Source organism: Kitasatospora sp. NPDC002227, assembly GCF_040296285.1.
Lineage (GTDB): Bacteria > Actinomycetota > Actinomycetes > Streptomycetales > Streptomycetaceae > Kitasatospora.
Map to the genome: position 1 here is coordinate 1 of NZ_JBEOWY010000010.1, position 12,425 is coordinate 12,425.

General features: G+C 72.7%; 7 protein-coding genes. All 7 read right to left on the minus strand.

Going from position 1 to position 12,425, the window contains the following annotated elements:
* Nucleotides 1–89: 89 nt before the first annotated feature.
* The 7 genes from ABT095_RS11495 to ABT095_RS11525 all read right to left on the minus strand — a co-directional run bounded on the left by ABT095_RS11495 (nt 90) and on the right by ABT095_RS11525 (nt 12,416).
* A complete protein-coding gene (locus ABT095_RS11495) occupies nt 90–245 on the minus strand; it encodes a hypothetical protein (RefSeq protein ID WP_350529134.1) in 156 nt (51 codons plus the stop codon).
* Nucleotides 246–497: 252 nt separating this feature from the next.
* Nucleotides 498–2,078, minus strand: a complete 1,581-nt coding sequence (gene serA, locus ABT095_RS11500) for a phosphoglycerate dehydrogenase (protein ID WP_350529135.1) — start codon at nt 2,076–2,078, stop codon at nt 498–500.
* A gap of 213 nt (nt 2,079–2,291) precedes the next feature.
* Nucleotides 2,292–3,290, minus strand: a complete 999-nt coding sequence (ilvC, locus tag ABT095_RS11505; RefSeq protein WP_350529136.1) for a ketol-acid reductoisomerase — start codon at nt 3,288–3,290, stop codon at nt 2,292–2,294.
* A 105-nt stretch (nt 3,291–3,395) separates the two neighbouring features.
* Entirely contained in the window at nt 3,396–3,920 is a 525-nt protein-coding gene (gene ilvN / locus ABT095_RS11510; RefSeq protein ID WP_104818406.1) for an acetolactate synthase small subunit, read from the minus strand.
* A gap of 36 nt (nt 3,921–3,956) precedes the next feature.
* Nucleotides 3,957–5,810, minus strand: coding sequence for an acetolactate synthase large subunit (locus ABT095_RS11515; protein ID WP_350529137.1), 1,854 nt, complete (start codon nt 5,808–5,810; stop codon nt 3,957–3,959).
* Nucleotides 5,811–6,020: 210 nt separating this feature from the next.
* A complete protein-coding gene (locus tag ABT095_RS11520) occupies nt 6,021–8,972 on the minus strand; it encodes a putative bifunctional diguanylate cyclase/phosphodiesterase (RefSeq protein ID WP_350529283.1) in 2,952 nt (983 codons plus the stop codon).
* 357 nt (nt 8,973–9,329) lie between these two features.
* Nucleotides 9,330–12,416, minus strand: coding sequence for a helix-turn-helix transcriptional regulator (locus ABT095_RS11525; RefSeq protein WP_350529138.1), 3,087 nt, complete (start codon nt 12,414–12,416; stop codon nt 9,330–9,332).
* Nucleotides 12,417–12,425: the final 9 nt, after the last annotated feature.

Sequence of the window (12,425 nt, forward strand, 5' to 3'; positions counted from 1 at the left end):
TCGGGCCCATCACGATCTCGATCAGCACGTCCAGCGGGATGTCGGCACGGAGCACTCCCGCGTCCGACGGCCCGCCCGGACGGCGGCGCTCAGTGGCCGGTGACGCCGCCGTTGTCGCGGCGGTCCAGCGCCCGCTGCAGGGCCTGCGCGGCGTGGGCGTCGCACTCGGTGCGGCCGCGGCGGACCCGGGGGGCGCGGTGCTGGGTGGCGGGGGCGGAAGCGTGGCGGTCAGCGACGGTGGGCATACCAGTCTCCTGAAGTCGTGCGTGTGGGGAGGGTAGGTACGCGGCAAGGGTCACCTGCCAGGTGCGTACGGCGCACACGGGCCGCTGCCCTCGCGTAGAGGACGGGCTCACCGTATGGCTCTTCCACGGTACGACAAGCCGCCAACGCTGTCTGCACAGATAGTTGGATTTCCTAGTATCTGAGACGGGAGCCACCCGAACGCAGTCGGGCCCGGACCGCCGAAGCGGTCCGGGCCCGACTCTGACCCGTCGTCAGCCCAGGTTGACCGAGCGGGAGAAGCGGGCGCCGATCGCGGAGGCGATCTCGGCCAGCACCTCCTGGGAGACCTCGCTGTCCACCGTGATCGAGGCGAGCGCCAGGCCGCCGTCCCGGGAGACCTGCATGCCGGCGATGTTGATGCCCGCGTCACCGAGGATCCGGCCGAGGGTGCCGACCACGCCGGGGCGGTCCTCGTACTTGAAGAAGGCCATGTGGTCGGTGAGCGCGATGTCCACCTCGAAGGCGTCCACGCCGACGATCTTCTGGGTCTGCTTCGGGCCGGAGAGGGTGCCCGCGATGGCCACCTCGCCGCCGTCGGCCAGGGTGCCGCGCACGGTGATGACGTTCTTGTGCTCGGGGCTCTCGCTGGAGGTGGTCAGGCGTACCTCCACGCCGCGCTCCTGGGCGAACAGCGGGGCGTTCACGTAGGAGACGGTCTCGGCCACCACGTCCTCGAACACGCCCTTGAGCGCGGAGAGTTCGAGCACCTTGACGTCGTGCTGGGTGATCTCGCCCTGCACCTCGACGTCCAGGCGCACCGCGACCTCGCCCGCCAGCGCGGTGAAGATCCGGCCGAGCTTCTCGGCCAGCGGCAGGCCCGGCTTGACGTCCTCGGCGATCACGCCGCCCTGGACGTTGACGGCGTCCGGCACCAGCTCGCCCGCGAGCGCGAGGCGGACCGACTTGGCCACCGCGATGCCGGCCTTCTCCTGGGCCTCGTCGGTGGAGGCGCCCAGGTGCGGGGTGGCCACCACGTTGTCGAAGCCGAAGAGCGGCGAGTCGGTGCAGGGCTCCTTGGCGTAGACGTCCAGGCCGGCGCCGGCCACCCGGCCGTCACGCAGCGCGGAGGCCAGCGCGGCCTCGTCCACGATGCCGCCGCGGGCGGCGTTGACGATCCGCACCGAGGGCTTGACCTTGTGCAGCGCCTCGTCGCCGATCAGGCCGATCGTCTCCGGGGTCTTGGGGAGGTGCACGGTGATGAAGTCCGAGACCTCGAGCAGCTCCTCGAGGGTGACCAGCTTGACGCCCATCTGGGCCGCGCGGGCGGCCTGGATGTAGGGGTCATAGGCGACGATCTTCATGCCGAAGGCGGACATCCGCTGGGCGACCAGCACGCCGATCCGGCCGAGGCCGACCACGCCGAGGGTCTTCTCGCTCAGCTCGACGCCGGTGTACTTGTTGCGCTTCCACTCGCCCTGCTTGAGCGCGGCGTTGGCCGGCGCGATGTTGCGGGCGACGGAGATCAGCAGGCCGCAGGCGAGCTCGGCGGCGGTGACGATGTTGGAGGTCGGGGCGTTGACGACCATCACGCCGGCCTTGGTGGCGGCCGAGACGTCCACGTTGTCCAGGCCGACGCCGGCGCGGGCGACGACCTTGAGCTTCTTGGCGGCGGCCAGCGCCTCGGCGTCCACCTTGGTGGCCGAGCGGATCAGGATCGCGTCGACGTCGGCGATCGCGGTCAGCAGCTCGGTGCGGTCGGCACCGTTGCAGTGGCGGATCTCGAAGTCGGGGCCCAGAGCGTCGACGGTCGCGGGGGACAGCTCTTCGGCGATGAGAACTACGGATTTGCTCACGACTGTGTCCTTTACAGGATGAAGGTGGCATGTCGCGTAGCTAGACGCACGACGCTGTGGGCCTGACGCGTACTCGGGAGTCTATCGGCGGGGGTGGTACGAGCCTGCTCCCGTCCGGCGAAATCACCCGGACGGGAGCAGCCTTGTTGTACAACGACAGAGGTGTCGCGCGCAGCGCGTCCCAAGCAGGGTGGCGGCGGGCGACGGGTGGGCTTACGCCTCCTCGTCGACCCAGCTCATGAGCTTGCGGAGCTTCTTGCCGGTGGTCTCCAGCAGGTGCTCGGAGTCGGCGTTCTTGTACTCGTTGTACTTCGGCAGGCCGGCCTTGTACTCGGCGATCCAGGTGTTGGCGAAGGTGCCGTCCTGGATCTCGGCGAGGACCTTCTTCATCTCGGCCTTGGTGTCGGCGGTGATGATGCGCGGGCCGGTGACGTAGTCGCCCCACTCGGCCGTCTCGGAGACGGACCAGCGCATCTTCTCCAGGCCGCCCTCGTACATGAGGTCGACGATGAGCTTCAGCTCGTGCAGGCACTCGAAGTAGGCGATCTCCGGCTGGTAGCCGGCCTCGACCAGGGTCTCGAAACCGGCCTTGACCAGGGCGGCGGTGCCACCGCAGAGGACGGCCTGCTCACCGAACAGGTCGGTCTCGGTCTCCTCGGTGAAGGTGGTCTTGATGACGCCGGCCTTGGTGCCGCCGATGCCCTTGGCGTACGAGAGCGCCAGCTCGAAGCCCTTGCCGGTGGCGTCCTGCTCGACGGCGACGATGCACGGGACGCCGCGGCCCTCGACGTACTGACGGCGCACCAGGTGGCCCGGGCCCTTCGGGGCGACCATGCACACGTCGACGTCGGCCGGCGGCTGGATGAAGCCGAAGCGGATGTTCAGGCCGTGGCCGAAGAAGAGCGCGTCGCCCGCCTTCAGGTTCGGCTCGATCGACTCCTTGTAGACGTCGGCCTGGATCGGGTCCGGCACCAGGATCATGATGACGTCGGCCTCGGCGGCGGCGGTCGACGGGTCGGTCACCCGCAGGCCCGCCTCCTCGGCCTTGGCACGGGACTTGGAGCCCTCGAGCAGACCGACGCGGACGTCGACGCCGGAGTCACGCAGGGACAGCGCGTGGGCGTGACCCTGGCTGCCGTAGCCGATCACCGCGACCTTGCGGCCCTGGATGATGGACAGGTCGGCGTCGTCTTCGTAGAACAGCTCGGCCACGGGGGCACATCTCCTTGCGTAGTGATGCCGGGTGGTGCGGTTCCTACCGTACGTCCACCCGGCGGGGGTGTGGGGCAGTGCTTCAGGGGGTGAGACGGCAGCGCGTCAGGCGCTGCGGTCCAGGGCGCGCAGCGAGCGGTCCGTGATCGAACGGGCCCCTCGGCCGATGGCCACCAGGCCGGACTGCACGAGCTCCTTGATGCCGTACGGCTCCAGCATCTTGAGCATCGCCTCCAGCTTGTCGGAACTGCCGGTGGCCTCGATGGTCACCGCGTCCGGGGAGACGTCGACGGTCTTGGCACGGAACAGTTGGACGATCTCCACCACCTGCGACCGGGTCTCGGCGTCGGCGCGGACCTTGACCAGGACCAGTTCGCGCTGGATGGCGGCGGACTGGTCGAGTTCGACGATCTTTATCACGTTGACCAGCTTGTTCAGCTGCTTCGTGACCTGCTCCAGCGGAAGGTCCTCGACGTTGACCACGATCGTCATCCGGGAGATGTCCGGGTGCTCGGTCGGGCCGACGGCGAGGGAGTCGATGTTGAAGCCCCGACGGGAGAACAGTGCGGCGATCCGGGCGAGGACACCCGGCTTGTTCTCGACCAGGACGGAGAGGGTGTGCTTGGACATGGCGGTCATGAGCTCTCAGATTCCGTGTCGGGGCGGTCAGTCGAGGTCGTCGCCGAAGTCCGGGCGGACGTCCCGGGCGGCGAGGATCTCGTCGTTGCTGGTACCGGCGGCCACCATCGGCCAGACCATGGCGTCCTGGTGGACGATGAAGTCGATGACGACCGGGCGGTCGTTGATCGCCATCGCCTGCTCGATCACCGCGTCCAGGTCCTCCGGGCGCTCGCAGCGCAGGCCCACGCAGCCCATCGCCTCGCTCAGCATCACGAAGTCGGGGATGCGGGTGCCCTGGGCCGGCGGCTCGACGCCGTCGTGCTCGGGGCCGGAGTGCAGGACGGTGTTGGAGTACCGCTGGTTGTAGAAGAGGGTCTGCCACTGGCGGACCATCCCGAGCGAGCCGTTGTTGATGACGGCGACCTTGATCGGGATGTTGTTGAGCGCGCAGGTGACCAGCTCCTGGTTGGTCATCTGGAAGCAGCCGTCACCATCGATCGCCCAGACCACCGACTCCGGCTTGCCGGCCTTGGCGCCCATCGCGGCCGGGACGGCGTAGCCCATGGTGCCCGCGCCGCCCGAGTTGAGCCAGGTGGCCGGCTTCTCGTAGTTGATGAACTGCGAGGCCCACATCTGGTGCTGGCCGACGCCCGCCGCGTAGATGGCGTCCGAGCCGACCTTCTGCCCGATCCGCTCGATCACCTGCTGCGGCGACAGTTCGCCTGCGGGGGCGGGCTCGTAGCCGAGCGGGAAGGTCTTCTTCCACTCGTTGAGCTTGACCCACCAGTCGCTGTAGTCGCTCTTGTGCCCGGCGTCGTACTCGGCCTGGACGGCGACGATCAGGTCGGCCAGCACCTCGCGGGCGTCGCCGACGATCGGCACGTCCGCCGGACGGTTCTTGCCGATCTCGGCCGGGTCGATGTCGGCGTGCACGACCTTGGCGAAGGGCGCGAAGGAGTCGAGCTTGCCGGTGACGCGGTCGTCGAAGCGGGCGCCGAGGGTGAACAGCAGGTCGGACTTCTGCAGGGCGGTGACGGCCGGGACGGAGCCGTGCATGCCGGGCATGCCCAGGTGCTGCGGGTGGCTGTCGGGGAAGACGCCGAGCGCCATCAGGGTGGTGACCACCGGCGCGCCGGTCAGCTCCGCCAGGATCCGCAGCTCGGCGCTGGCCTGCGCCTTGAGCACGCCGCCGCCGACGTAGAGCACCGGCTTCTTCGCGGCGACCAGCATCCTCGCGGCCTCGCGGATCTGCTTGGCGTGCGGCTTGGTGACGGGCCGGTAGCCGGGCAGGTTGGTCTCGACCGGCCAGCGGAAGGTGGTGGTGGCCTGCAGCGCGTCCTTGGCGATGTCGACCAGGACGGGGCCCGGGCGGCCGGTGCCCGCGATGTGGAAGGCCTCGGCGATCACCCGGGGGATCTCGGCCGCGTCGGTCACCAGGAAGTTGTGCTTGGTGATCGGCATCGTGATGCCGCAGATGTCCGCCTCCTGGAAGGCGTCCGTGCCGATCGCCTTCGAGGCGACCTGGCCGGTGATCGCCACGATCGGGACGGAGTCCATGTACGCGTCGGCGATCGGGGTCACCAGGTTGGTGGCGCCCGGCCCGGAGGTGGCCATGCAGACCCCGACCCGGCCGGTGGCCTGCGCGTAGCCGGTCGCGGCGTGGCCGGCGCCCTGCTCGTGGCGGACCAGGATGTGCCGGACCTTGACCGAGTCCATCAGCGGGTCGTACGCCGGAAGGATGGCGCCGCCCGGGATGCCGAAGACGGTGTCCGCGCCTACGGCCTCGAGCGAGCGGATGAGCGACTGCGCGCCGGTCATCGTCTCGACGATGGTGGTGGAGCCCGGCGCGTGGGCGGCCGGGTGGTCCCCGCGGCGGGGGGTTGCGGCGTGCTCAGTCATCTGCCTGTCTCTTCTCGGATTTCCGCCCGGCCCTTGGGGGGCGGGCAGTGTCAGTGCAACAAAAAACCCCTCGTGCCCAAGGGCATGCGAGGGGTGGCGCGTCGGTCTGTCTCAAGTGGGGCTACAGCAGCCCACTCAGCCGACGCGCCCGCCAAGTACGAGAATTCGGGTGCGCATGGCACCGACCTTCCTCCTCCGCGACGGGGGGTGTCAAGCGGGTGGGACGGAGGTCTCACCATGCGGACCTACCAGTGGACCCGCCGCCGCACGCCGTTCGGGCAGGTCGGGGGCCGCGTGGTGGTGTGCGGCGCGGCCCTGCGCGGGGTCGGTCCGACCACCCGAACGGCTGTCGGCCGCCAGGTACGCGCGCCTGGTCGAGAGCGCTCCGACGGGCCTGGGCAGCGGGTACACCCGGCGGGCCAGCGCGCGGCGCAGCCGGTACTCGTCCAGCGGCTGGGCGAAGGCCAGGCCCTGGCCGTGCCGGCAGCCGAGCTCCTGGAGCACGGTCACCTGCCGGGCGTGGTCCACCCCCTCGGCCTGGGTGACCAGCCCCAAGTCCCGGGCGAGGCGGACGGCGTGCCCGGCCAGGGCTCTGGTCACCGAGGAGTCGCCGATCGTCTCGACCAGGCTGCGGTCCAGCTTGAGCGCGTCGAAGGGCAGCCGGGAGAGCGCGCCGAGCGAGCCGCTGCCCGCGCCGAAGCCGGCCACGGCGGTGGAGACGCCGATCCGGCGCAGCGCCGCGAGCCGTCTGCCCAGCTCGTCCGCCCCCGTGTCCGGCCCCGTCCGGGCCAGCTCGATGACCAGCAGCTCGGCGGGCAGGCCGGTCTCGCGCAGCACGGCGACCACCGTCTCGAACATGCCGGGCGCGCACAGCCGCTCGGCCGTCAGCCGGACCGAGACCGGCACGGGGACGGCTCTGGGCAGCGCGACGGCCTGCCGGGTGGCGGCGGCGGTGACGGCCTCCTGGAGCAGCCAGCGGGCGAAGCGGGTGGCGGCGTCGCCCTGCTCGGCGGCGCGCAGGAACTCGGCGGGGGTGAGCAGCAGGCCCTGGACGGAGCGCCAGCGGGCCTGCGCCTCGACGGCGGCCACCGCGCCGTTGCGCAGGTCGACCACGGGCTGGTGCAGCAGGGTGAAGCCGCCCTCGCGGACGGCCAGGCGCAGCCTGTCCTCCAGCTCGGCCCGGCGGTCCAGCTCGGCGCGCATGTCGGCGGTGTAGAGCACCACCCTGCCCTTGCCCTGGGACTTGGCCTGGTACATCGCGAGGTCGGCGTTGCGCATCAGCTCGTCGGTGGCGGCCTTGGCCTCCTCCTGCGGGCCGCGCGCGCCGAAGGCGATGCCGATGCTGGCGGCCACCCCGAGCTCGGCCCCGCCGATCCAGTACGGCTCGGAGAGGGCGGCCCGGACCCGCTCGGCCAGCTCCTGCACCTGGGCGCGGCCGAGCCGGCCCTTCACCAGGGCGGCGAACTCGTCCCCGCCGAAGCGGGCCACGGTGTCGCCCGAGCGCACGGCACCCTGCAGCCGGCGGGCGGCCTGCACCAGGAGCTCGTCGCCGACCTGGTGGCCGGCGCTGTCGTTGACGGCCTTGAAGCCGTCCAGGTCGAGGAAGAGCACCGCGACCACGCAGTCCGGCGGGCTGTCGGTGTAGACGCTGCCCTCGAGGGCACCGGGGCACTTCTGCAGCGGCAGCACCGGATCGGCCAGCGCGGCCCGGACCCGCTGGGTGAACAGCGCCCGGTTGGGCAGGTCGGTGAGCGGGTCGTGGAAGGCGTTGTGCTGGAGCTGGGCCTGCAGGCGGACCCGCTCGGTGACGTCCCGGCTGTTGAGGATCAGGCCGTCCCGGTGCCGGTTCACGGTGGACTCCACGTGCAGCCACTCCCCCGCGCCGGAGCGGATCCGGCACTCGACCCGGGCGGAGGGCTCCCCGGCGGCCTCGGGCGGGCTGGTGAGCAGCCGCCGCACCTCAGCGAGCATCCGGTCCACGTCCTCGGGGTGGACCAGGTTCAGCAGGTTGCCGCCGACCAGCTCCTCGGGATCCCGCCCGTAGACGCCGAGGGCGGCGGGGCTGACGTAGCTGAGCACGCCGTCCGCCCCGGCGATCATGATCACGTCGCTGGAACCCTGCACCAGGGAGCGGAAGTGCGCCTCCTTGGTGGCCAGCGCCCGCCCCAGCTTGAGGTTGTCGAGCAGCATGATGCCCTGCCGGATGATCAGGGCCAGGCCGACGGTGCTGGCGGCGGTGAGCACCACCCGGCCGAGCGGGCGGCCGCCGAGCGCGGTGTACAGGATGCCGGAGATGCAGACGGCCGCCGCCACGTACGGGGTCAGCGCGCTGAACACGCTGGCGACCCGGCGACGGGGGGCGCCGCCCGCCGAGGGGTGCAGCTCGCGGCCGCTGCGGCGCGGGGCGGACCACGGCGCCCAGGCCAGCAGCACACTGCCGGCGAACCAGCCCGCGTCGAGCAACTCGCCCGAGTGGTAGGTGTTGTGGACGTCGGGCGAGGTGAACAGGGCGTCGCAGACCACCGTGACGGCCAGGCCGACCATCGCGGTGTGCACCGCCGCGCGATTGCCGTCCCGGCCCCGGAAGCGCAGCCCGACCACCAGGCTGACCAGCAGGATGTCGAGCACCGGGTAGGCCAGCCCGAGCGCGAGGCGCGCCGGGTCGCCGCCCTCGCCCGCCGCGACCCGGCCGAGCGCCAGGCTCCAGCTGAGGGTGAAGAGCGAGCCGGCCACCAGCCAGCCGTCGAGCAGCAGGCAGAGCCAGCCGGCCGCCGTGCGCGGGCGCTGGGCCAGCACCAGGAGGCCGACGATGGCCAGCGGGGCGAAGAGCAGGAAGGCGTACTGAGCGGCCGAGTTGGCGGGCGGGGTGGTCCGCCGGACCACCTCGTACCAGCCCCAGACGCCGTTGCCGAAGGCCACCACCGAGGAGGACAGGCCGAACAGCAGCCAGGCCGCCCGGGAGGGGCCGCCGACGGTGCAGCCGCGCAGCAGGCAGGACAGCGCGGCGGCCAGCGCGGCGCCGGAGAGCCCGAAGTCCCCCATGAAGACGGCCACCGAGTGGGTGCCCCAGCCGAGCGCGGCGCCCAGCGCGTAGGCCAGGCAGAGCACGGCCAGTGCGGCGCTCGGCCAGCTCGCGAAGGGGGCCGCCAGGCGGCTGACCACGACCCAGGGGGTCAGGTACCAGGGCGAGCCCCACCAGGTGCGCAGCGCGGCCGACCGGGCCGCGAGGGCGGCGCGGAGGGTGGGCGGCGGCGGGGCTGACAGCACGGATTCGGTGGAGTTCACTCGACATCTCCCCCTCCGGCCCGGGGCCTCGCTGCACCCGGGCCTCGGCCGTGCCACCACGCGAAGTGACCTGACGCCACGTCACCGTGGCGCCCGCGCCGTACCGGTGTTCCCACTCGGGACACTACACCACTCTGGTCACTCAATGACACATACACTCAACTTAGAGTAATGGTGGACCTGCTGGGCATGGCTTCCGGGCGAGCTTCACCGGAACGGGTCAGTGCCGGGTGACTACGCGGGTGCCGCGACCAGTTCCGCCTCGGGGAAGAGCCTCAGGTGGTGGGCGGTCGCGGCGGCCTCGCCCCGGGTGCCCACGCCCAACTTGGCCAGGATGTTGGAGACGTGGACGCTGGCCGTCTTGGGCGAGATGTACAGCTCCTCGGCGATCTGGCGGTTGGTCCGGCCCTGGGTGAGCAGCCGCAGCACGTCCCGCTCGCGCGGGGTCAGGCCGAGCGCCTCGGCCGGTTCGGGGGTGGGGGCCGGCTCGGGCCGGCGGCCCTCCGGGGAGAGTCCGGCCCGCTCGGCCAAGTGGGTGATCTCGCGGCCGAGATGGCGGTCGTCCCGGGCGGTGGCGAGCTCGCCGGCCTCCCGCAGCAGCGCGGTGGCCGCCTCCCGCCGCCCGGCGGCGGCCTCCGCCTCGGCCTGCCGGTAGAGCGCGAGCAGCAGCGGCTGGCCGGGCTCGATCCCGCGCAGCGTCTCGACGGCGGCGGCCCAGTGCGCCGGGGTGTCGGCCCCCTGGGCACGGGCCAACTCCCCGTCGAGCAGCAGCCGCCAGCCGATGTGCAGGGGAGCGCGCGGGGTCAGCGAGGCGGCCGCCTCGGTGATCCGGCGCAGCGCCTCGGCCCGGCCCGGGGCGGCGGCCGGCAGGCCGCGGCCGTCGGCCTCGATCGCCGCCGCCTCGGCGAGCGCGGGCAGCAGCCAGCCGCAGCCGCTGTCGGGCAGCAGGCCCGGGTGCCGGTCGGCGTGTTCGGCCCGCAGGTCGAGCATGGCGAGCAGCTCGGCACGGGCGTCCAGCGGCCGCCCGGCCCGGGCGGCCAGGCGCATCGCCAGCCGGACGGCGGGCACCTGGTGCTGCAGCCGGACCACCCGGCCGGCCGACCGGGCCCGGTGCAGGCAGGCCGCCGCCACGGCCGGTTCCCCGCGCTCGAGCGCCAGTTCGCCCGACAGCCGGTCCAGGTACTCGTAGTACGAGCCGCCGGACTGCTCGGCCTCCCACTCGGCCACCACCTCGGCCGCCTCCGCCGGGCGGCCGAGCGCGAACAGCGCCTCGGCCAGGTTGCTGGTCAGCAGGGCGCCGGTGTTGCCCAGCAGGCCCGTCCGCCCGGCCAGGGCCAGGCCCTCCCGGGCCAGCGCCTCGGCCTCGGCCGCCCGGCCGAGGCCGAGCAGCAGGCTGGCCAGGTTGTTCAGGCCCCGGCAGGTCACATCGGGGGCGCAGAGGCCCCGGGCCCGGTCCACCGCGTCGGTGATCAGCCCGATCCCCGCCTCCGGGTCGCCCTGCAGGGCCAGCAGGGTGCCCAGGGTCATCCGGGCGTGCTGCTCCACACCGCCCGCGCCGACCTCCCGGGCGATCTGCACCGCCCGTTCGGCCGTGGCGATGTCCGCCTCGGTGGGGTGCATCATCATCGCGTGCGCGGCCGCCAGCGCGAACACGTCGGCCTGCACGGCGGACGGGCGCCGGTGGGCCACCAGGCGCTGGGCGTGCTCGATCTCGTCGTCCTGCCCGCCGCGCAGCAGGTGGCCGAGCAGCCGGGCCCGGTGCATCCGGAACCACGCGGCGCGCTCGGGGTGTTCGGTCTCGTCCACCAGTTTGAGGGCCCGCTTGGACAGGCTCAGGCCGCGCTCCGGATCCCCGCTGCGGCGGGCCGCCACCAGGGCCTCGGCCAGCACGTCCACCAGCCGCAGCCGGTCGCAGCTCTCGTCGTGGGTGCCCGGGTCGCAGGTGCAGGGCGGGTAGGTCTCGGCCCAGTCGTACGGGCGCAGGGTGGTGGCGAGCACCTCCTCGGAGACTTCGTCCCACAGGCCGAGCGCCCGCTCCAGCATCCGCAGCTGCTCGGCGAAGGCGTTGCGGCGCCGGGCGGCCCGGGCCGCGTCCAGCGCACTGGAGAGGGCGCGGGCCGGATCGTGCGCGTGGTACCAGTAGTTGGCGAGCCGGGCCGGGCGGTCGGCGGCGCAGACCAGTGCCTCGTCGGCCTCGACCACCGTGGCGAAGCGGCGGTTGATCCGGTACCGCTCGCCGGGCAGCAGGTCGTCCGAGACGGCCTCGCGGACCAGCGCGTGCCGGAACCGGTACCCCTCGCCGTCGGTGTCCGGGCGCAGCACGTTGGCGCCGACGGCGGTGCGCAGGGCCTCCAGGAGGCACTCCTCGGCCGGCTTGCCCTCCTCGTCGTGCAGCACCGCGGAGAGCAGCGCGTGCTCCACGTAGCTGCCGCCCTCGGCGGCGATCCGCAGCACCCGCTGGGTCTCGTCGGGCAGCGCCTCGACCCGGACCAGCAGGATGTCGCGCAGCGAGTCGGTCATCCCGGCCGGGCAGCCGTCCTGGTACGCGGTGGCCAGCTCCTCGACGAAGAACGGGTTGCCCTCGGAGCGGCGGTGGATGCGGTCGACCAGCTCGCGGTCGGGCCGCCGGGTGCCGAGGATGCCGGCCAGCTGGGCGGCCACCTCGCGGCGCTCGAACCGGGCCAGCTCCAGGCGCTGGACGGTCCGCAGCCGGTCGAGTTCGGCCAGGAAGGGGCGCAGCGGGTGGCGGCGGTGCAGGTCGTCGGCGCGGTAGGTGGCGACGATCAGGACCCGGGAGCGGTGCAGGGTGCGGATCAGGTAGGCGAGCAGCTCGCGGGTGGAGCGGTCGGACCAGTGCAGGTCCTCGACGGCGAGCACCAGGGTGCGGTCGGCGCTGAGGCGCTCGAAGAGGCGGGCGGTGTGCTCGAACAGCCGGACCCGGCTGAACTCGTCGTTGGGCTCGGCGTCCGTACCGCCGAAGTCCGGCAGCAGGCGGGTGAGGTGACCCTCCATCCCCTCGGCGGCCCGGTCGAGTTCGGCGCCGAGCTGGCGGTGCAGGCGGCGCAGCGCGGTGGCCATCGGGGCGAACGGCAGGCCCTCGGCCCCGACCTCCAGGCAGGCGCCCAGCGTGGTCACCACGGTGGTGTCCTGCGCGGCGCGGTCGAGGAACTCCTCGATCAGGCGGGTCTTGCCGACGCCGGCCTCACCGCCGATCAGCACCGCCGTGGGCTCGCCCTGTGCGGCCCGGGCGAGCGCCTGGGCCAGCGCGGTGGTCTCGGTGCCACGACCGACGAAGACAGGGCTGACCGATATCTGATCCACGCGCGCGAG

Bases quoted from the DNA above. Each gene is read 5' to 3' on its own strand.
- ABT095_RS11495 (WP_350529134.1), bottom strand. From the start codon at position 245: ATGCCCACCGTCGCTGACCGCCACGCTTCCGCCCCCGCCACCCAGCAC.
- ilvN (WP_104818406.1), bottom strand. From the start codon at position 3,920: ATGTCCAAGCACACCCTCTCCGTCCTGGTCGAGAACAAGCCGGGTGTC.
- ABT095_RS11515 (WP_350529137.1), bottom strand. From the start codon at position 5,810: ATGACTGAGCACGCCGCAACCCCCCGCCGCGGGGACCACCCGGCCGCC.